The organism is Paracerasibacillus soli (assembly GCF_042432965.1).
GTDB classification, from domain to species: Bacteria; Bacillota; Bacilli; order Bacillales; family Amphibacillaceae; genus Paracerasibacillus; species Paracerasibacillus soli.
In genome coordinates this window covers 44,186-65,785 of record NZ_JBHLWL010000035.1, presented here as the reverse complement: position 1 = coordinate 65,785, position 21,600 = coordinate 44,186, and the positions used below count along the sequence as shown (strand labels likewise).

Below are 21,600 nucleotides of genomic sequence, written 5' to 3'. Positions count from 1 at the left end.
TATATAATCATATGAAAATCATTATTATTGGTTCGGTTGCGGCGGGAACATCGGTTGCAGCAAAAGCACGTAGAAATGACGAAAATGCGGAAATCACTTTGTATAATGCCGATTATGATATTTCGTATTCAATATGCGGCATCCCTTATTTTTTAGGCGGCGAAGTAGATGAATTAGAGACACTAACGCCTAGAAGTGCTGAATGGTTTAAAAAGCGGTATAACGTAGATGTTCATACCCGCCATGAAGTGATAGAGATAAATCCAGATAAGAAAGTAGTCACGGTTAAAAACTTAGATACCAGTGAGACTAAAGAAGACAATTATGAAACCTTGGTCTTTGCAACTGGTGCTAATCCAACTACCCCACCAATTATAGGGATGGATATGGAGCATGTCTTTCATGTCCGTAACATACAAAATACTGCAGCTATAAATTCGTATATGGTTACTAATGATCCGAAAAGAGTTACAATCGTTGGTGCTGGTTTCATTGGACTTGAAATGGCAGAACAACTAACCCATAAAGGTTTAGAAGTAACAATTGTTCAGCGAAGCAATCAAATCATGCCGCATTTGGATAAAGATATGGCATTTCGAGTGGAAGAACATATTAAAGAGAACGGGGTTCATTTATTATTAAATGAAGAAGCAATCACAATTACGGAAAAGACGGTGGAAACAAAAAGTGGGAATGTCATCGACTCCGATATGGTTATTTTAGCAACAGGTGTGAAACCAAACGCTAAATTAGCTGAAGAAATCGGTATTGAACTAGGATCATCTGGAGCCATTAGAGTAAACAGTAAAATGCAAACTAATCTCCCCGATATTTATGCTGTTGGAGATGTGGCAGAAAGTTTTTCCGTAGTTACTGGAAAACCAGTGTATCGTCCATTAGGTTCTACGGCAAATAAAATGGGGCGTATCGCTGGAGATGTCATTACCGGTGGCGATTTAGAACACAGAGGAATACTAGGCACTGGAATCTTGCGAGTATTTGATTTAGCTGTTGGTTATACTGGTTTAAGTGAAAAAGAAGCATTGGCTGAAGGATTTGATATTGAAGTTCTTCACAATATTAAACCGGCAAGAGCAGAATATCTTGGTGGAAAGGAATTAGTAATTAAGGCAATTGCAGATAGAAAAACAAGTCAGATTCTAGGTGTGCAAATTGTTGGCCAAGATGGTGTCGATAAAAGAATTGACGTATTCGTAACGGCAATTTCATTTAAAGCAAAAGCTGAAGATCTATTCCATTTAGATTTGGCTTATGCACCACCATTTAGTACAACAAAAGATCCAGTAATGTATACTGGTATGGCTTTACAAAATGCGATTGACAAGAAAAATAAACTTATTACTCCTCAAGAATTAACAGATAGAATTGAAGGCGGGGAGAAATTCCAAATCATTGATACTCGAGCAACAAAACAGTATGAAGTATCAAAGGTAGATGGAGCGATTAATATTCCACTAGCCGAATTACGTTCGGAGGGTAAAAAATTAGACCCTAATTTACCTACAATCACATACTGTAATAAAGGTGTAACTGGTAATGCAGCACAAAATGTATTAACCAATATGGGCTTCAAAGAGGTATTTAATCTCTCAGGTGGAAATAAGAATTATCAGAGCTTTAAAAAGGGAAATAAATAACCAATACAAGTTCAGGCTGGGTCCAATAGTGATTCAGCCTTTTCCTTTTCGTACAATATCCCTCCAATCCCTTATACAATAGGATTTTATCAGTTTTCCCTTACTTTTCCCCCTTCTGTTCCGGAAAGAATTTAATTATAATGTCGGAGTATTCTATACAATCCGAAGTTAAAAAAGTCCAAAGGGAAACCACCCCGAATCGCTCGACCAAAAGCTAAGGGTGGTCTCTTTATACAAAACTTGTAATTGAGCAGCCTCTCGCTTCGAGCAAACTACTGGAGACTTCGTGTTACTAGCACGGAGTAATTTTTATTTTATCACAAATTACAGGAACTTTTATATTTAAAGGTGGAAATATAGTCAATTCCATATTTAGGAGGTTTCGAGTGTCTTATTTTTTATTCAATTATACTTAATACTGTTATTATCCTCACTGTATAAATCGTAAACTTAATGTGTTTTCAATAGCTTTTCGTGTTTCCCTGTTACTTTCTTGGTTTCCATGCTAAAAATTCGGTACCTACTGCTAAATAGATGGTATTGGAGGAAAGAGCGTGGAGAAAAAAAGAGCAAGTGAACGTTACGTACTCAGTCTTGATTCAATCGTAACATCAATACAAATTCGGGCTGGATCCAATAGTGATTCAGTCTTTTTCTCTAATTTCAATAATCCTTTAAATCCCTTGCCAATATTGGTTCCGGAAGGTGTGGCGTTCGCAGGTATACCACACAGATTTTTAATTACTTCTTCAGCCCCTGCTCATAGTCCTGTCTATATTTCATTACTTTCTCTATATCAACTCCAATTTTTGTGGCTATAAATGGAACAGCAAGACTATCTACTAAAGATCTAGCAACTTCCTCTCTTATGTCTTGTTTGGCTTTATTGATATTTCCATTTTGTTCATAATCTTTTTTTAAATCATGAACTATTCCAATGTCTAAATCTAGCTTTTCTGCTATGAATGCTGCAGAAAGTGTATCAATTAGAGATCTTGCAATATCGCTCTTTACTTCTTCCTTAATTTTTTTAATGCTTTCTTCAGATGGCATATCATTACATCCCTTCAAGTTACTTAATATATATTCATTAGCTAGTGCGGTTCCACACTTATAAGCTATTATTAAAAAACACTCCAAGATGTTTACTAGCACAACTTTGACATGTATTATGATCTATTCGATGTTCGTTGGCAACTTTCTTACCACAGAATTGGCACTTTCTATATTGCCTTTTTCTTGAATTAATTGTTTTCATAAGTAACTCAAGTATCAACTCTTGTTGCTGCTCACTGCCCAATGAAGGGAAAGTATCCCAGGTTACTGAATGCTTTTTAACTGAACCAGGGGATGGCACTTGTCCCTACCAGAAGATGGTCTCAAATCCAAGTTCTAATCCTTCAATAGTCGTTCTTAAATAAACGTTTGGCTCATCTGCAAAGCCTTCTAACCTAAAACTAAAAGAACGGTCTATTGCTGCATTCTCTATCTCATCAAATGAATACATTTCGTATAGTGAGCTTATCCATTCAAATACTCTTATCTTCAGTGTTTTTATAGGCGTCAGCCTTCTTTAATTGGAATAATATTTACTGCTATTATAACACCTATAAAGCATTTTCAGCATTTCCTTTCATAGAGTGGTATTTATAAGTGATTGCAAAGAAAACACTCAATAAGAAAAAAGAGTAGAAAGTATCAACTTCTTAGTTTGAAAAAATACCTAGATATTTGCAATTAGTAAAGTGAAAAGCTAAAATGTGGTTAATAAATCAATCGGACAGGGTGTAGAAAATGAATCAGTATTCATTCATCTCACAATTTAATCAAAATTTGAAGCAAAAACACTTGTAACTTTTCAGGTGTTTTTTTATTTTGACTATAGTCAATGTAATAGTAGGTTTTACGGAAAGTTAATGCCACAAATCAAAATTAAAGGAGTGCGTAGAATGGACAAGGACGAAGCACAGCTGTTTTGGGAGATTGTCATACAAATGATACAACAAAGACTATCAAAGCCAATGCACGATACGTGGATTGCTCCATTAACAGGACAAATAGTGGAGGATAATACGATTGTAATCAATGCGGCCAGTAAATTTGCTAGAGAGTGGATTGTGGAAAGATACGAGCATCATTTTATTACAGTACTAAAAGAGTTGACGGGTCAAGATTTTAAAGTTCAGGTTACTTATTCACAAACTAAAGAAGAGAGGAAAGAAAGCGATTCTTGTCCTTCAATCAGGAAAGAAGTCATCAATGCAAATGAAGATAGCAACCAAGTAAAATATAAAAAAGTAAGCGTTAAAATACCTATAATTACCCCATCTAATCATTCAATAAGATTAAGAAGGGAAAATGAAAGAATAACAAGAAGTTTAAATCTCCACTTAGCTGATTCGGGACCATCGAATGCAGAAAAAAGATTATATGTAAGAAATGAAAAGATCCGTACAAAACTTAAAAGTCAGGATACTGGAATATTTAGTTCGCTTTTTAGATGCAAATAATAGTTGGAGGGTGCATCAATGTGAGTAAATTGAAAAGTGAAACACGAACATTTAAGGAAACTGGGATGTCTATCCCTATCAAAGTAGTTGGAGCATCAACAAAACAAGCAAATGTGGCTTATGGTAAAGTAACGGAATCAATTGCGACAAAAAGAATCCGTGAAAGAAATGAGCGAATTATTGAGTGGTTTCAACTTAATAAAAATGGACCTTATGGGTTGTTCTACTTTTTTGGGCGATGTAAAAAATGACTAAAGTGGTGGGAGCATTAACGTTTATTTAGAAGGGGAGTGTCAAAGGATGGTAAAAATGGGACGGTGTCATTTATTAATAAAAAATTTTGGGGAAGAAAAACACTTGTAGAATTAAATTTCTGCAAGTGTTTTTTTGTGGGCTTTTGACTATAGGAAATGGAGTAAGAGCTTGAAATAAATAAGGAAAAATATATTTATAAATAAGGATTAATGAATGTGACAATTAATACCTCGGGATTAGAACATATTAAAGTAAATCCCCCTAATAATACATTGAAAGGGTCTTTTGATATGGAAAAGAAAATATTATCGGGAGTTTTGAATGAAGAAAGTGTAGTTGATGAAAAAGAATTCGGTAGATACATAAAAGAAAAGAGATCAAAAAGGGGTTTTACCCTCTCCCAGGTGGCGGACAGGTTGGAAATCTCCATTAATTATGTCTCTCAAATGGAAAGAGGTGTTAGGAAGGTAACGGATGACTTAGTAGTGAGTTTTGCAGAACTATATAACGTAGACCTGGATGAATTATTTTGGATGTCTGGGAAGATCCCTGTGGGTGTAAGAAAGTTAATCATGAAAGATGCCAACTTGCAAAATGCCCTTTCCTACATTCATAAATTTGGACTATCTTCGGAAAAGCAGGAAAGGTTAACGAAAGAAATTCTGGAATTTATAAAAACTGATATAAAAAACAACCATGAATTTATATAAAGGGGGAGTTAGACTTTGGAAATAGTTGGTGGAAGAGCCGGATATGATTTTGTAAGTTTTACAGGGGAAAAGCATCAGTCAATATCACGATTTAGGGGTGGGGAAATCACGACAGAAATCCGATTAAAAAAAGAGAATAAGAAAATAATCGTTGTTCTTTCAAAGATACCTTTTGTTCGCTCATTTTCCATGTTTCTTGAATTAATAATTGAATACTGGAGGCGATTTCTATTTGCGATAATAGTTCTGTTATTGATGGAGTATTTATTCATTGGAACGTCAAATTCTTATCTTTCACATACCGTTTCAATTAGCACCTTAAAGATGTTTTTTGGTGCTTTATTTATAGCTGGTCTTATCATAAAAATCACTCCCATAGGAAAATATCATTCGTCAGAACACCAGGTCGCAAACGCCTATTTGAAAGATCCTAATTTAACATTGGAGGAGGTGAAGAAGCAACCGAGAACGCATAAAGATTGCGGTACAAATCTAGTGGTTTCCGTTGTCATCTGTTTCTTTATACTATCTATGATATTTGATGATGCAAGTTGGGTGTTTTTGGTTTCATGGAGTATAGGGTTCGAGGTATGGAAAAGTGAACCAAAAGGAATTTGGAATCTAGTATTAATGATTGGAAAAGTTACGCAATACATGCTTTTTACCTCAAAGCCCAAAGAAAAACATTTAATCGTGGCAATAGAGGCACTTACAAAGTTAGAGGAGAAGGAATTGGCAAATGAAAATTAAATTCCTTGATGGAATATTTATTTCTGGTAGTTTTCTAATCAATAATTGGTAATCGACCAGTAATAAATAGGGAAGATACATCCGGATTAACACGACTATGTATCTTAGTCTTTTTACTATCCATAGTGATAGGGACTATGAGAAAACTTGTCATAATATGTTCAAGTAAAAATTTTAATTTTTACTTGGGTTATGCAGTCTGGACTGAAGTTGGGAGAAGAAGGGAGATCTCAATGATAGATTCTTTGTATATGGTGGTGTATATGAACAATTTGGAATCAATAAAAAAGCTGGTACTGATCAAGATGTAGATATTAAAGAAATGGATCGACTTGGACGAACTCCTTTACAAGTTGCTTGTTATTTCGGATTTTATCCGGTTACAAGAACTTTGCTGGAAAATGGTACTGTAATAGTGAAAGGTGTTTTTAGTGGGTCGAAAATGGTTGGGATGGGCATACCCAACATGAAATAATTAGTTTATTGAAGTCGTGGAAAGAAAATAAATAATTGATATTCATAGACCGATAGACGGTAAAAAATAGACCGGACCCTAAATGTCATTTATGAAGGGGTCCATCCTGGTAGCTCTTTGTAAATTCGCAAAGACACTGTGAGACAATATCACGTAATTGTAGATGCCGAAACTTGGTTGAACATAAATTGGAAAACCCTTTATATACCTAGGAGTTAATTTGCATTGTTTTTGTTACAGTGTCAATGTTGCGGTCATAAACATTTCAAAACTAACTGATCGGAATTCACTTTTAATAGCATTTTAAGCTCATCGTTGTAATTTGCTATGAATTAAATGAAATTGTCAGAATCGCCACTTTTATTGATATGCTTTTCTATCACCTAGTCTCCTGAATAGTTAATGTCTTCTCATATTGTTTTATTGAATGGTTGAAGATGTATCCACCCTTACGCATCTCTTTGCAAAAAGTGCTATAGCTTATTTGAAGGTTTTTCTACAACTTTTCTTAGGTCTTTTATATCTGCTAATGAACCATTCACATATTCTTCACGTTTAATTAGGTTTATTTGTTGAAGTCCTGCATGTCGCATTTCGCATCACGCTCCTGTTTTCCTTTTATACTATTGTTTTCATAAATGTTTAATAACTTATTATGGTTCTAGTAGAGAGAGTTATATCTCAGCATTATCTTCAGTAGTATATGGTGCAATAACAAAAATGGGACTGGTAATTGCCAGTAAAATACAGGAGGAATTGATATGAGTAATGCAGAGGAAATAGTAATGGCATTAAATGATTTTGGTGGGTACGTCAGAGTAACTCGAAAAAAGTATGGGATGAGTCTACAGGATTTAGCTGATAGGACAAATTTATCACCTGCTTTCATTTACAGAATCGAGGTTGGAAAGAGAAAAGCACTTATGAAAAATAGGTTGGTCATTTTACTTTGTGGTTTCAGTTGGGACACAGAGAAAATCATGGCATATTTAGAAAAAATCCTAGTGAACATTAGAGAGTTTAAGGAAATAACAGATTAAAAAAAGTGATGCCATTGAATAACATGGAATATACCAGTTATTCAATGGCATTTTTAATAATTTGAATTGTTATTAGAACTTGATTGGATCTGTTTAAGGTACCCTATCAATTGATTATCGAGGGTATGATTCATATAATGTACCAAATCTAGCTCTAATACGGTCTTTATGTAGAGAAAACACAAAAAAGTTGTGGATTTGATTCATGGTTGTTGGGCTCTTTTTTACTACACAGTACAGGGACAGGATTAAGACCAAATCTAGTTCTAGTATATGAAGATCTGTGGTTGGGAATTAACTCTACTTAATGTACTAATAACGACTTGAATCAAGTTCAATATTGGCATTTGTGCTTTTCTATTTGACAGAGTGATCAGTAAAGAAACAGGATTACCGAATCATATACCTATATAAGATATGTCATAAATTAGATTGCGGTAATTCTATAAGAAAACCTCATTGACTGAAAACATCTGTGTAGGTAATGCAAATTCTCGCAAGTTAAGGGAACCCGTTTGTTGCTGGCTTAAATATTTCGTTGTACTATATTGAAATCGAAATAAATAGAAAGGATGAAGCAATTATTGCCTACGCTATGTTAAGGGAGCATTATTACAGCATTATCCCTATGAATAAAAAAGTACCCCTTATCTACCAAAGTTAATGGTCTATTCTTTCTAATAGTGCTCAATGCTAATGGTTAATCGAATTCTAAGATTACAAGGGTCCTGCGTAATCCTATTAAAGGCAAAGATGGAGAGAATAAAATATGTTAGGAAATGACGGATTGGTATTATAATTTATTGCTCCTTCTGATTACTGCCATCAAATAGACCCAGTTGTGCCATCTTTTTGATCCACCTGTGACAAAGGTTGTCCTCCCACAGATATATACTATCTTAGCCACAGCTTTAGCTGCTTGCCCTTGGCCGCCGTGCCACTTTTTAGTGATCATCGGAAGAGGGGTCAGGGGCTCCACAGGGGAACTTAGAAGTGATTGTCCTGTGTGGGTACGCTATTGATGCGAATGAGCCTCCAAAGGCTTTATTTCCGCCAATTGCCATCAAACCACTACAATGGACACAAATAGGGTTAAGGGCGGTGGGGCTGTTGCTAATTTAATATACTAGCTTTCCTTATGAAAGGGATGGATCAAAATAATGTAATAAGTGAATCAATAACATTGCAAGGTTGGATAATCTTGATGGCAATAATCACTTCAGAAAAAAATCAGGATTACCGAATCATATACCTATATAAGATATGTTTTAAAATAGCTGTTGGTAATCTTAGAAAAATGCTCTATGTACGGAAATATGTCATAAAAGATAAAAAAGACACCACTTTTGATTGCTTATGTTTTAGTACATTGAAAGTACCTAATATGCAATAGTTTTAATTCAGGGTAGAATAAAGGGCACCCATCTACAGGTGTTACCTTCTATTCGGCTTTATCTTATGTCTATATCCTAATCGCAATATTCGACCCAACTCGTCCATTGGTTTGTTATTGATTATTTTAATTACATAACTTCTTTTTAGTTGCTTACCATTATGTGTAATTCCTTCCTTGGAAGCTATTTCTATAATTCTTTTGATGCTATTTAGGGCGTATTGCCTTTATTATCCACTTTTAAAGTGTATCAGTCTCATAGTTCCCCACTAAATCTATATAGTTCTTCAATCTATTCACTTCTCTCACGGCCTTTTCTAATGTTATAAGTTTATTTGCCAGCATTAATATACCATTCTTCTTTTAATTGTTTTGGGTTGGAAAAATAATAATATAAGGGGGATTATAGCTTTCTTTGCATATAGCTAACTAAAACGCCACGTTTTCTTCTATCTATTATCTCGATATTATCGAAAGTTGAAGTAATTTGATATGATAAAGGTATTAAGGTGCGAATTTAAAAGATAGTTTTTAATTCAAATTATCTTTTGAAGAGGAAACTAGAAAAAAGTGTTTAAAAGGTGGGGTTGTCAGATGGAAACTATATTAATGAAGGAAATAAAAAAAGTTTTATTGTACTTTCCGGAGTATTGGGAAAGAGACACATTATTAAAAAACAAAGTGGTTGAGGATGTACGGGAATACCGGACTGATTTGATAGAAGCGTTGCTTTCGAATGATTACATACAAACAGCCTATTCGGTAAAAGTCCGAAATGGTATTGTGTTCAAGACGGATGAATTTGTTACAATGCTTCGATTTAAAAATTATTGGGAGAATAGTTACACTCGTTTCCGTAATGAGGTTGGTTTGACAAGCGAAGGCAAATATTTGAAATATGATTCTGATGTGGTTTTGGATTTTCCTTACAAGGATTGTGTTTTGGAAGGTGGCATGACAAAAGAGGATGTCGGAAAAAGCGAAATCTATTATCATAGCGTATTAGCTAGAGAAGAAATTGACGTAATGCTCTCACCTAAAGTTCTAACTAACATAAAAAAATATGATGTAGAAGGCGAACATGAAATTACTGAATTTGAAGAGACAGACAATCTGATTTTAAAAGGAAATAACCTAATTGCCTTGCATTCCTTGAGAGGACGATATGCCGGTAAGGTTAAATTAATTTATATAGATCCTCCATACAATACTGGCAATGACGGTTTTAAATACAATGATCGTTTTAATCGTTCGTCATGGTTAATATTCATGAAGAACAGACTCGAAATAGCTAAAGAGTTATTGTCTAATGACGGAAGTATATGGATCAATATTGATTCAAATGAAAGTCATTATCTTAATGTGTTGTTGGATTCTGTTTTTGGGGAAGATAATTTTCTTGCCGACGTAATATGGAATCACACAAAACAAAGTAAAAATGACGAACGTTTTTTTTCAAGGCATTATAATCACTTAATAGTTTATGCTAAAGATAAAGAGAACTTGGATCCTTTCAAGTTACCTCGAACGAAAGAGAATAATATCAATTATAAAAATCCAGACAATGATCCAAAAGGTCCTTGGAGAGCTGGAGATGTAAGAAGCCCCAATCTGCGACAAACATTAAAGTTTAATATTATAGCTCCAAATGGTACTATTATCCCCCCACCTGACAATGGGTGGCGTTGGTCTAAAGAGTCCGTGGACGAAAAGATAAAAACAAAAGAAATCATTTTCAAGCCAGACAATTCAGGTATCATAAGAAAAATATATTTATCGAATCAAACTGGAAGAACGCCTGAAAATATTTGGGACAGTACAGATGCAGGGACAACACGAGAAGCGAATAGTGAATTGAAGGGTTTATTCGGAAACTCAGTTTTCTCAACCCCTAAACCTGAAAAATTGATTAATAGAATTATAAAATTAGCGTCAAAAGAAAATGATATTGTTCTTGATTTCTTCATGGGGTCCGCCACGACACAAGCTGTTGCCTTGAAAATGAACAGGCAATTTATAGGCATCGAACAAATGGATTATATCCAAACGGTTTCGGTTCCACGGCTACAAAAGGTGATCGAGGGTGAACAAGGGGGGATTTCTGAGGATGTCCAATGGAAAGGTGGAGGAAGTTTTATCTATGCAGAAATGCAAGAATTGAATACGAAATACGTCCAGCTAATTCAAGAAGTGGAAAATCATGAAAGATTAAATAAGATTATCCAAATAATGATTGAATCTGCTTACTTAAACTTCAAGGCTGATATGGAAAAAATCACAAATGAAAATACTAACTTTGTCAATCTTTCTTTGAATGAAAAGAAATGCTTGTTGATAGAAGCATTAGATATGAACCAACTCTATCTAGGCTATACAGAAATAGATGATACTAAGTTTGATGTAGACGAGTCTGTGAAGAAATTCAATCATTCCTTCTATCGAAATAATGGTGGTGATAGGCATGAGTAAAGAAATTCTACATGCCGTTATTAGCCGTAATTTTGAAGATTTGACGAAGTTGCATGAACTTCCTTTAGAACTCCCCTTGTATTTACAGGATAATTTGAATCATAAAATCCGACCGTATCAGGAACAGGCATTACAACATTTCATTTATACACAGCGTTCAGATGCTGCGGATATAGCGTACAATCATTTACTATTTCATATGGCGACGGGTTCCGGGAAAACATTAGTTCTCGCTGCAAGTATCCTTTATTTATTCAAGGAAAAAGGTTATCAGAATTTCATCTTTTTTGCAGATAGTGATGCCATAGTAAAAAAGACACGAGACAACCTAACAAATACTGTTTCACCTAAATATTTGTTCAATCCAAAGGGTATATTTATAGAGGGACAACCTATTTACATTCAAACAGTAGACATGTTCCCACTGCAACCAACACCGAACACCATCTACTTGAAGTTAACAAGCATTCAGAAGTTGCATGGCGATTTGATGGAACCGAAGGAAAATGGATTAACATTTGATTATATAGAAGAATTGAAAATCGTTATGCTTGCGGATGAAGCTCATCATTATTTTGCTGATACTAAGCGGGATAAGAAAAAATTAACGAAAAAGGAAGCTGATATGCGTTCATGGGAACGGACTATAGAGAACATTTTATCTTTAAAACACTCTAATCGTCTTTTAGGCTTTAGTGCAACTTTTAATTTAGAGAATGATTTATTGTTTTCAAAGATGCAAAACAAAGTTGTCTATCAATATGATTTGAAGAAATTTATGGAACATAAATACTCAAAGAATGTTGTACTTCTTCAAGCAAATGAAGATGATGAACAAAAGATGTTGAATGCCGTTTTATTAAGTCAATTTAGGAAGTACATTGCCAAGGATAGTGGGATTGATTTGAAACCAATCATCCTGTTCAAATCAAATACAATCGCTATATCAATTGAAACCAATCAGAAGTTTATTTCCATGATTGAAAGTCTGTCTGTTAACCAGTTGCAGGAAGCCATAATAAAAGGACTAAACATTTATGGCAAAAGTTCAAGCATTTGGAGCAAGATGTATCAGTATTATAATAACATGGAATTATCTAGTGTTGTTCAACATATACAGTGGGATTTCACAGAAACTTATCTGAATGCGAACGACTCTCAGTTTCAAACAGAAGAAAACACATTGTTGTTAAATACACTGGAAGAAGCCGATAACCCAATACGTACCATCTTTGCTGTTGCCAAACTAAACGAAGGTTGGGATGTGCTAAATCTCTACGACATTGTACGGATTAGTGAAGGAGCAACGGGAACACGAAACACTACGGATAGTGAAGCCCAATTAATTGGTCGTGGAGCGAGATATTATCCATTTGTTGAAAAGGGGGAAAGGTCCTATCAAAGAAGGTACGATGATGTAAGTAGAGATTTAAAGGTGATTGAAACTTTACACTATCACACGATCAATGAAAATGCCTACATCAACAATTTGAACAAATCACTTGAGGCTGCCAATATTCAAGTAAAAGAAGATGGAAGTACTCGCTATGACGCAAAGATAAAGTCGAAGTTTAAAAAGACCAATTTGTATCGTTACGGAAAAATTTATATCAATCAGGTTATCCCGACATCACCAGAAGACTATCAAAGATTATCTGACTATCATGTATCACCCTATTTTGAATCAGATTATGAAACTGCTATCGAAAAAAGATATGGGGCTGACAAAGAGGTAATTATGTCTCAGACTAGAGAAGTGGAGTTAAAGCCAGAGCGGATACTTTTACAAAAGGCAATCCAAAGAAATCCATTTTACTGGTTTTCTAACTTAAAACAATTCGTACCAAGTATTTCTTCCATAGATGATTTTATTGACAGCGACAACTTTTTAGGGAGTTTGAGAATCCACCTGACAATGCCTTCTGGTTTGTCTATTGACAAGTTGTCTTCCTATGAAAAGCTGAGACATGTTGAGAAGTTTCTTGTCTATGCCGAAAGTAAAATTCGTTTAAATTATATGAAGTTGAAAGGCACTCCTAAGTTTGAAGGAATAAGATTTACTGAATTGATAAACGACTATCATGTTGAAGTGAATCAAGTGCGTGGAAATACCCGCACAATGAGTGAGGTCATCCGCACGAAAAATATGAAGTCTCATGATTGGTTCATATTCGACAAAGCTATCGTCAACGGATTGGAACAGGAAATGATTGATTTTATCAACAACTACATGGATGAATTGGAATCTAAGTACGACGAAGTCTATCTAATCCGTAACCATAAAAAGGTGAAAATAACCGAAATCGGAAAGACGAGAGGATTCATGCCAGATTTCCTTCTCTATTTAAAGGATACGGAATGCACCTATCAAGTGTTTTTGGAGCCGAAAAATAAAACGTTACACGAAGCGGATCAATGGAAAGAAGACTTTTTACTGACCCTATCCACCCATCCCGACATTGAGGTGCTGAGCGAAAATGAAGATGTTCGGCTGTTGGGAATTAAATTTTTCTCAGATGATAGCGTGAAACGCCAAGAGTTCCGGGAGGATTTTCAGGAAAAGCTGGTTGATACGTCTGTCAAACTGTAGATATAGTTTTATAGGAAAGATTCTTATTTTAAACCGTCCAACTACTTATGAGGGACGGTTTTTTAATAGTAAAACAGTTTCGGGTGCTTTATATATATTATTTATTTACTAAATTTATATAGGTCGTCACACCCTTGTTTGAAGGAGTCACGGTACAAATTTTTCTACCATATAAAAACATAAAAACAATTTGCCAAGGTAAAAGGGACTGCGTAAGTGACCTATTAACAAGATGTTTTTATTTCTCCCTACTCCAGTTTTGCCACCCCTAAAAGTTTTTTCGGTTTTTTCTACTAAAAGCTACAATCCTATTTACGAAGATGGTAGGAAGGCCTGCGGTTTATCTATCAAACAGTGACAAAAGTGGAGTCTATATTTAATACTACACCTCAAAAATTGTCACTTTTAACTTTATATCATCCACTAAACTGTACTAAAAAAAGTGACAGGTTTTAGGGGCGGGCTCAAACCTTGCTCGAACATGAAAATTTAATATAGTGTTATATCTTTTGAAAAAAAATCTATCATAAAGTACCAAAAGAAAGGGAAGTGATAGATATGAAAAAGAAAACTAAGAAATACAGTGACAATTTTTACGCAAGCAAGGCTAACGAGCTAAACGTAAAATCGCCAAAAGATGCAAAACAAATCTATGAGGGTTTAAAGCATTATACTAGACTAACTGATAAATATGGACATGATCAAGTTCAAGAATGGTTTAATGTTTTACAAGAAAAAAATAACGAATCGCTTGGAGGTGATAAATAATGAGTCAATCACCTCATACAACAAAAGTCTCACAAACTCCTGAATTTCCTCAAAATAACCTACTGATTACCCCTTACACTCATCGCTATAAAACAAAACCATCAAAATATGAAGCAGCTAAAATGCAAAACTACTTCAAATCAGTAAACATTGGAAACAAAACAGAGTACAGTCATATGGATGAACATGAATTGGCCCATAATGTGCTAGAAACTGGAACACCACATATTGTGGCAACTTGGCTTGATTCACCAAATAAAAGAGATGAAGTAAAGGGCTTTATGTCAAATATTTTCGAATTCGACATTGATGACATTAAGCACTTATCTTACGAAAGGAAAAAAGAACTTGAAAAGAGGTTATTTAAAAACTTCTATATGGTTCAAAGATCATTCTCAAGTAGTGATGATTTCAGTGATCCCCGATACCACGTATATGAGCGGGTTATTCCCTTAGAAAACTGTTCTTATGAGCAGTGGGCATATGCGTATAAGAGAAGAATGGAGTATTGGGAACAAGAATTAGGGATTTCCTTTGACAGTAGCCAACATTTGCTAAAGCTAATTTATGCTTCCGGTAATAAGGTCCGCATCAATAGGAAACAAAAACCGGTAAATCTTCAGCCCTACGTTGATGAGTTTCATAAGGAAAAGAAAAGAATGAAATCGAAAAAGAGAAAAGTTAGTGATAAGCGGGTTGCCAGGAAACTAGCCGACAATAGATTCAATAATCATTACCAAACAATTGGAGTTAACTTCGATGCTATTGTTAAGGCACTTGAAGAATTACCATTTATTGATGATTATGATGCGTGGTTTAATCTTTTACAGACCTTCTATAGCATGATGCTTGAAGGGCTAATTGATAGAAACCAAGCATACCAACTATGTGAAATCATTGATGATGGTGAAGGGAAATACCAAGAAGAGCTCTACAAGATTGAGGGTTATGGATATGTTGAAAGAACAATGGGAAGTTTCATTTACGATTTGCACACATTTGGTATTGATACAAAAGGGATTTTTCAACTAAGTGAGAAATGCGAAATGAAAATTGATAAGGAATGGGAAATCGAAGGATACCTTTCGGAAAATAAACAGGTTGCCAAGGAATTTAAAGATTTGCTACTAAATAATCCAGGAAAACGTATCTTATTTGTCGGTGATACAGGAATAGGTAAGTCCAAGTTCATTTTAGATGTACTTGATGAATTTAATGGAAGATTACAGACCTTCAAAAAAGTTTACAGAAGTATTAGCAGCTTATCCTATTCGATCATGTCGATCCCGAGAAGAAACTTAATCAATAACCTCAAGAATAGTTTTTCAACAGAAAAATCAGCCGTTTTAACTGGTTCGGATGAAATGATTAAGGGACAACGTGAAAGTATTATTGCGAACAACGACAAGTTTCTTACAACGCCGGATCATGCACATGTTATTCTCGATATGAAATTGATTGAAGGTGAAAATGTAAGACGAAGTGGCTATGATTTAGCAACGTTAGAAGTTTTGAAAGATCATCGTATCATGATACTCGATGAGTGCCATATGTTAGCTAATGATTCAACATTCAAGTCGGAAACGATTGAAAGGTATTTGGCTGAAGAAGAAAATCATTTGAATAATGATGGTGTAGTATTGCATATGACAGCCACACCCGAGAGCCTAACCATTGAGGGTGTTTATGACTTGGTTATCAAGGTGACACAAAAAAACCGAAAGAATCCTTTTCGCAAGGCCGGATTTAAAGTTCTATCGGGTAAAGATACCAATGAAGTAGATTCAATGATGCTAAAACTAATTAGAGAAGCAATTAAAAAGGATCCGTCAAGAAAACTTCTGGTATTCATTGAAAATAAAAGATTGATCGAGGACTTCAAAAAAGACTTGGCTAAGAAGGGAATCAAAGCGGTTGGAATATATTCGAAGAAAGAGAAGGAACGGAGTGAAGGAGAATTGTCTATAATCGAACTTGGACATATTCCGAAAGGTGCTCAAGTTATACTTGGAACAACGGCAATGAGTGCTGGGATTAGCATTGTATCAGGGTTCGATGAACAGGCTGAAACATGGGTGTACTGTAGTAGTTCCAGTATGAACCATGAGTTTACCCGTCTTGTGCAAATGTCCAATCGTTTTAGAATAAGTAACGCTGTACCATCTTATGCGGCATTCAAGCTCTTCTTCCAAGAGAGTGCTTCGGAAAAACAAGGTAATGTATTTCGTTACCATGCTTATGTAGAAGAGCAGGCAAGGAAGGCAAGAAATTCAAAAATCTACATTGAATTGTCACGGGGCGGGGATGATTCAGTTGTCGGTGATCTGGACGAAATAGAACGCAACTGTGGGTTGTATTCGAATAATGATGGTAATGTACGGATTAATTATCCTGCAATTGAATCTGAGGGAATTATGATTAAAACGTATAACAATTATAATAATTGTCGTTCTCTTATTAAAGAATTGGAGGATAAGTTTAATTGCCAGTTTACAGATTCGAATGAATCCGTAACAGTGAACAAAAATGAATTACTGAAAAACAATAAAATCAAAGGTGATTCCAAAAGTATCATTAAACAAATAGCCTCCAATAAAAGCTATTTCAATCAATTAAAGGAAGAGTTTATGATTGGAAGAAAAGACGGGGAACTTGAAATTGTTCGCAGTATCCTAAAGGGAGGAAGTAAAAAGGACTTGAATCATTTCCTTGAAACGGAACCCGATTATGGGTTGGTCAGCAAAGTATTTCAGGTCCATCAAAATCCACCGAGACGAAAAACGTACTGCTATATTGATGATCTTAGGACAATTGAAAGGATTAAAGCCATTAGGAGGAGAGGGCAATTCACCTTAGAGGTTCAGTTGATGGAAGTGCTGGACAAAGTGTTTGCAAGAAATAAAAAAAGACTAGAATTTAAGTCTGGTGAGGAGGTAAGTGATTTCTTGAAAAGGTGCCTTGCGAAAAAACTCAAAGAAAAAGGACTTGAATTGGATGCCAGCCGATTCAAGCCTCAAACCTTCAAGAAAATGCTTAACATTGAAGTAAAACCATCAAATGGGAAGGAGCTTTATACATTGCTTGGTTTCAAAGATGAAATGTATATTACGCTCACTTATGGTCTGCATACCTTGAATGAGGAGGTAAAGGAAGTTGCATAATAGCAGCTTCCTTTTCTAATGACTTATTTATCATATCTCGGCAAAAGGAGTTTTATTACTTTTTTGTGATAATTATAAAAAGGACCAAGAAGGCCCTTTTTGTTTGAAAAACTTTAGAAGAGGTCCATGATAATATCCTTGTCTGCTTCATCAATAAAATCAGTAACCTTCTTAGCTGCTATTTCTTTCATAGTGTATCCATCTTCCTTTAGTTTTTTGATGACATACTCATATATCTGTTCCAATTCAAGGTTTTCCCTATTTTTCATGTCCTTCCGAACCAATTCCCGAATGTAGGCACTCAAGCCATTTTGCTTTCTCTTTTCCTTAACAAAATGGATTAATTCTAAGTCTTTTGAGGGAATGCTAATGGTATACCTGACATTAGGCATATTTAACCTCCAGAATTTTGAGGAACGAGAGACAATTGCTGTACTGAGGATTTTCCATGATAAGAGCGTGGGGGAATTCTTGCTTGACATACCTTCTAAGTGTCATTGCTCCACCGCCAACAAAGTGGATGTCGCTCATGTTGAACGTATATTGCCGACTTTGAGCGAACTGTACTATTTGTTGCAAGTGATCGTATTTTAATTCCTCGATCAACACTTTACTTTCTTCGAAAACCTTCCCTCTATTTGCAAAGTACCCACTTCGAAGAACCTGTTCTAAATCATCGGAAGAGACGGATAGGCCATATCGTTCATTGATTACTTTTCCAATCTTTCCTTTCAATACATTCATTCCTAAATCACTTACCACCATGGTATTGATTAAGGGATTGATGCCTGAAAATTGACAAAAAGTACAATTGAGCCCCCCTACGTCTATCACTATTGAACTTTTGTTACGAAATTCATCTGATTGGGCATAAATTTCTCCCATACCTTCAAATGCTAGAGTCACATCTCGTAATTGAAATGAGGTTGCTTTTCCGTTAACAATCAAATGGTTTGTTCGATTTTGATTTTCAATCGCTTCTTTGTACTTCTCTTTTTGAATGGAATCCTTGTAAATGGAAATAGGCACATTGATGGCTAACCGAATGTCAATATCTGGAGGAGTCTTCGCCTTTTGAAGTAGCTGAGCGATGGCAGTATATATGGAGAGTTGATGGAGGAGTGAAGTTTTGCTCAGTGAAAAGTTCGAATGGTCTTCACTTACCATGTCGCCTAGTAGATATTCATTACCGTGATAGTGAATGTGAAAAGAGCCTTTTGAAATATCTACACCTAGTCTTTCTGCATGTTGCATTTTGGTACGAAAATTTGTCATATAGGTACTACCCTTGTATTTGGCGATACCTTTACTTTGATATTTGCCACAGTCCACGGCAATCAGTATTGTTTCTTTCATCTAAACCACTTCCTTTTCTTTTAATAGATTTAACAACTTATACTATGTTGTTCTTTCATAAATATAAGAGAAAATCATATAAATGATGTTCGAGCAAATATGATATTTTCATAAGTTTCATATTACTTAATTGTTAGAGGTACGAATAAAAAGGTGGGATATAGCGGTCTAGTCTATACAACTGAAAATCAGGATTACCGAATCATATACCTATATAAGATATGTCTTAAAATAGCTGTTGGCAATCTAAATGAAAATGCTCTATGTACGGAAAAATGCCATAGAAGAGATAAAAAAGGCACCACTCTTGACATTGAGCCTCTGTGAGCATGAATATACCGCCGAATATCCAGCAGCTGGTAACCATCATACCCAAATCTCCATATAAAGTTGTAGAGAGGTAGGATAACAAAATGTACATAACTATCACTTTTGTACATGCTTAAACAATCATTTATAGCATCGGTTAATTACACGTGTGAAATTTCAAAGCAAATCCAAATGTGGCCTACTAAGTCACTTTTAATTCGGTTGATTATATACATTAAAGTCATAGGACGAACGAAAGTGTAATGGGGGGGGAGGAAATAACGTGATTAACTTAAAACAATAACCAGCTACGTGAGAAATAAAGTGATATTAATAAAATATCTGGATGCTAAACTGGTTAATGTATAAAAATAACAAACACCATCGCTATTTCTTTTTATTAGGAACTTATAGAATAGGATTACTAAGATATGATTACGCTTCGGTAAATAGGTAGAACGTAGTCGAACATAGAAAACAGGTTAATAATGATTTTTAGTAATATAATATAATTATAGATTGAAAGAAGGAATAGGGACAAGAGTCAACGGGATCTACAACAGGATACGAACTAAGAAAGGCAATTGGTTCGTTTATCATTACGGTGGACCAATGACTGAAATGGCAGTTTCTGATGGTATGAATTCATAGTCTGGCAGCGAAGATTTTAAACCAGTTAACGTGAATGAAGTCTATGATTTTTTGGAGAGATACAATGGTTACAAAGCTATTGAAAAGTATTTTCCAAATTAAATTCAAGATGCTTAATTAACGTGGCAACGTATCTGATTCAAAGAAATTTTATGAAGCCCCCACTGCATTACTTGAGTATTGCTGCAAATTAACCCTCGAAGTTTTCATTAGGTTACACTAATTACTTTTCCAGAAATCAATCAATTAATTCACTGAAAATGAAGGTGAAGGGGATAAAGAGAACTTATCTTAATAAGTTAAGGATCTTTATCTCCTAGCAATTGAAAATCATTAAGGAGATGGTATAAAATGAATGAAACAGTCGAACAAATACAAGATTGGTACAGAAATGAAAGAGAATTGTCTAATTACAGCATTATAGACGTTGAAGATAAGTTAAAGTACCTCGCAGAAAAAGGACTAATTTGGATTCTAAAAGACATGAAAGATATTAACGAATTAGAGAAGATTGTCATTGATTCCTTTTTGAATAAGTATAGAGCAAATCAGGTTTACGATAATCTCAATGACTTCCGCAACTTACAGCCTTCAAATAAAGCGTCCACAAAAAAACCCCCTCTATTGTCCCCAAAACCCACATCCCAACAAAAAACAATGAAGAAAACCCTTAAAATAAGAGATGTAAAGAAGTTTGACGGTTATTTAAAAGCAAAAGAGCTAGAAGAAAAGATAATAGAAATTTGCAAGACCTTTCCTTCGTACGATGGAAATATTATTGATCAGATTGGAAGAAGTGCAGAATCAATTAAAAAAAGAATAGCAATGGGTGAACAAATCTATATTGGCGAGAAGTTTTATCAATATTCGATTGCAATAGGGTCTGCAAAGGAGACATCCTCATGGTTGCAAATTTCATTAGGTCAAGGGTATATATCACAAGAACAATATGATGAATTAGATAACCAGGTTACTCAAATAGTGGCTATTTTAACAAAAACCCTGGTTAACATTAAAGATAAAGAAGGTAAAGGAATGGATTTGCCAAGTCCTTATACTCCCAAAGTAAAAGGCTTTGATGCCTATGAGCAAGCCTTGCTTTTAGTGGAGAAGGTCTATGGGATGACAAGAAGACGTGAATTTTGGGGAGAAAAGGGCTTACAAAAAGAAATGATAAAATATGCAACATCTTGTGTAGCTAACATTTCTGAATCACATCAACTTTACGTTCTGGTAAAGTTTCGATTCTTCAATGATGCCTTACAAGCGTTGGATGGTCTTGATAGTATGTTAGACACGTCCGTGAACAAACAGATTGTAACAGGAGAGGGCATAGCGGATATTAGGAAGCTGCGGGAATCAATTAGAAATATCCTCATGAAGAGACTTGGTAACATAAGTAAAGAAAAGGATAGTTGAAGTATGGAGGGATAAGGTGAATAAATCTTACCGTATCCCTCTGATGTTTTATTAGCAGTACAGTTAAAGGAAAGAATTCATTTCTC

14 protein-coding genes are annotated in these 21,600 nt (G+C 35.0%); 11 read left to right on the top strand and 3 right to left on the bottom strand.

Annotated features, from left to right (window positions below; genetic code table 11):
* Nucleotides 1-11 precede the first annotated feature (11 nt).
* Entirely contained in the window at nt 12-1,658 is a 1,647-nt protein-coding gene (locus ACFFIS_RS10060; protein WP_320378209.1) for an FAD-dependent oxidoreductase, read from the top strand.
* Between the two features lie 741 nt (nt 1,659-2,399).
* Here ACFFIS_RS10060 and ACFFIS_RS10055 read toward each other — a convergent pair.
* A complete protein-coding gene (locus ACFFIS_RS10055; protein ID WP_320378210.1) occupies nt 2,400-2,711 on the bottom strand; it encodes a hypothetical protein in 312 nt (103 codons plus the stop codon).
* Nucleotides 2,712-3,607: 896 nt separating this feature from the next.
* On the opposite strand from ACFFIS_RS10055, the gene ACFFIS_RS10050 reads away from it, so the two are divergent.
* The 9 genes from ACFFIS_RS10050 to ACFFIS_RS10010 all read left to right on the top strand — a co-directional run bounded on the left by ACFFIS_RS10050 (nt 3,608) and on the right by ACFFIS_RS10010 (nt 17,779).
* Entirely contained in the window at nt 3,608-4,168 is a 561-nt protein-coding gene (locus ACFFIS_RS10050; RefSeq protein WP_390187319.1) for a DnaA N-terminal domain-containing protein, read from the top strand.
* A gap of 20 nt (nt 4,169-4,188) precedes the next feature.
* On the top strand, nt 4,189-4,419 hold the full coding sequence (locus tag ACFFIS_RS10045) for a hypothetical protein (protein WP_320378214.1): 231 nt from the start codon (nt 4,189-4,191) through the stop codon (nt 4,417-4,419).
* 294 nt (nt 4,420-4,713) lie between these two features.
* Nucleotides 4,714-5,133 carry a helix-turn-helix domain-containing protein gene (locus tag ACFFIS_RS10040; RefSeq protein ID WP_390187316.1) on the top strand — a complete coding sequence of 140 codons (420 nt, stop codon included), beginning with the start codon at nt 4,714-4,716 and terminating at the stop codon, nt 5,131-5,133.
* 15 nt (nt 5,134-5,148) lie between these two features.
* Nucleotides 5,149-5,883 carry a DUF1385 domain-containing protein gene (locus ACFFIS_RS10035; RefSeq protein ID WP_390187314.1) on the top strand — a complete coding sequence of 245 codons (735 nt, stop codon included), beginning with the start codon at nt 5,149-5,151 and terminating at the stop codon, nt 5,881-5,883.
* A gap of 1,236 nt (nt 5,884-7,119) precedes the next feature.
* On the top strand, nt 7,120-7,398 hold the full coding sequence (locus tag ACFFIS_RS10030) for a helix-turn-helix domain-containing protein (protein WP_390187312.1): 279 nt from the start codon (nt 7,120-7,122) through the stop codon (nt 7,396-7,398).
* A gap of 1,987 nt (nt 7,399-9,385) precedes the next feature.
* Nucleotides 9,386-11,260 carry a DNA methyltransferase gene (locus ACFFIS_RS10025; protein ID WP_390187308.1) on the top strand — a complete coding sequence of 625 codons (1,875 nt, stop codon included), beginning with the start codon at nt 9,386-9,388 and terminating at the stop codon, nt 11,258-11,260.
* Nucleotides 11,253-13,850 (top strand): DEAD/DEAH box helicase family protein, encoded by a 2,598-nt coding sequence (locus ACFFIS_RS10020; protein ID WP_390187307.1) that lies wholly within the window; start codon nt 11,253-11,255, stop codon nt 13,848-13,850. Before ACFFIS_RS10025 ends, ACFFIS_RS10020 begins: the two co-directional genes overlap by 8 nt.
* Before the next feature lie 558 nt (nt 13,851-14,408).
* Complete coding sequence (locus ACFFIS_RS10015; RefSeq protein ID WP_320378225.1) at nt 14,409-14,618, top strand: hypothetical protein; 210 nt, start codon at nt 14,409-14,411, stop codon at nt 14,616-14,618.
* Entirely contained in the window at nt 14,618-17,779 is a 3,162-nt protein-coding gene (locus ACFFIS_RS10010) for a DEAD/DEAH box helicase family protein (protein WP_390187305.1), read from the top strand. The genes ACFFIS_RS10015 and ACFFIS_RS10010 overlap by 1 nt, the downstream gene beginning before the upstream one ends.
* 113 nt (nt 17,780-17,892) lie before the next feature.
* Here ACFFIS_RS10010 and ACFFIS_RS10005 read toward each other — a convergent pair whose 3' ends face one another.
* Together ACFFIS_RS10005 and ACFFIS_RS10000 are read right to left on the bottom strand one after the other, a co-directional pair.
* Nucleotides 17,893-18,171 carry a hypothetical protein gene (locus ACFFIS_RS10005; protein ID WP_390187303.1) on the bottom strand — a complete coding sequence of 93 codons (279 nt, stop codon included), beginning with the start codon at nt 18,169-18,171 and terminating at the stop codon, nt 17,893-17,895.
* Nucleotides 18,164-19,135: a ParM/StbA family protein gene (locus ACFFIS_RS10000; RefSeq protein WP_390187302.1), complete on the bottom strand. Its 972-nt coding sequence runs from the start codon at nt 19,133-19,135 to the stop codon at nt 18,164-18,166. Before ACFFIS_RS10000 ends, ACFFIS_RS10005 begins: the two co-directional genes overlap by 8 nt.
* A gap of 1,311 nt (nt 19,136-20,446) precedes the next feature.
* Between ACFFIS_RS10000 and ACFFIS_RS09995 the strand changes: the two genes are divergently transcribed.
* Nucleotides 20,447-21,514, top strand: coding sequence for a four helix bundle protein (locus ACFFIS_RS09995; RefSeq protein WP_390187300.1), 1,068 nt, complete (start codon nt 20,447-20,449; stop codon nt 21,512-21,514).
* The last annotated feature ends 86 nt before the right edge of the window (nt 21,515-21,600 follow it).

What these genes read in the sequence shown, in the direction of transcription:
- ACFFIS_RS10055 (WP_320378210.1), bottom strand. Translation starts at nt 2,711, where the DNA reads ATGCCATCTGAAGAAAGCATTAAAAAAATTAAGGAAGAAGTAAAGAGC.
- ACFFIS_RS10015 (WP_320378225.1), top strand. Translation starts at nt 14,409, where the DNA reads ATGAAAAAGAAAACTAAGAAATACAGTGACAATTTTTACGCAAGCAAG.
- ACFFIS_RS09995 (WP_390187300.1), top strand. Translation starts at nt 20,447, where the DNA reads ATGAATGAAACAGTCGAACAAATACAAGATTGGTACAGAAATGAAAGA.
- ACFFIS_RS10060 (WP_320378209.1), top strand. Translation starts at nt 12, where the DNA reads ATGAAAATCATTATTATTGGTTCGGTTGCGGCGGGAACATCGGTTGCA.
- ACFFIS_RS10040 (WP_390187316.1), top strand. Translation starts at nt 4,714, where the DNA reads ATGGAAAAGAAAATATTATCGGGAGTTTTGAATGAAGAAAGTGTAGTT.
- ACFFIS_RS10025 (WP_390187308.1), top strand. Translation starts at nt 9,386, where the DNA reads ATGGAAACTATATTAATGAAGGAAATAAAAAAAGTTTTATTGTACTTT.
- ACFFIS_RS10000 (WP_390187302.1), bottom strand. Translation starts at nt 19,135, where the DNA reads ATGAAAGAAACAATACTGATTGCCGTGGACTGTGGCAAATATCAAAGT.
- ACFFIS_RS10005 (WP_390187303.1), bottom strand. Translation starts at nt 18,171, where the DNA reads ATGCCTAATGTCAGGTATACCATTAGCATTCCCTCAAAAGACTTAGAA.
- ACFFIS_RS10010 (WP_390187305.1), top strand. Translation starts at nt 14,618, where the DNA reads ATGAGTCAATCACCTCATACAACAAAAGTCTCACAAACTCCTGAATTT.
- ACFFIS_RS10020 (WP_390187307.1), top strand. Translation starts at nt 11,253, where the DNA reads ATGAGTAAAGAAATTCTACATGCCGTTATTAGCCGTAATTTTGAAGAT.
- ACFFIS_RS10030 (WP_390187312.1), top strand. Translation starts at nt 7,120, where the DNA reads ATGAGTAATGCAGAGGAAATAGTAATGGCATTAAATGATTTTGGTGGG.
- ACFFIS_RS10050 (WP_390187319.1), top strand. Translation starts at nt 3,608, where the DNA reads ATGGACAAGGACGAAGCACAGCTGTTTTGGGAGATTGTCATACAAATG.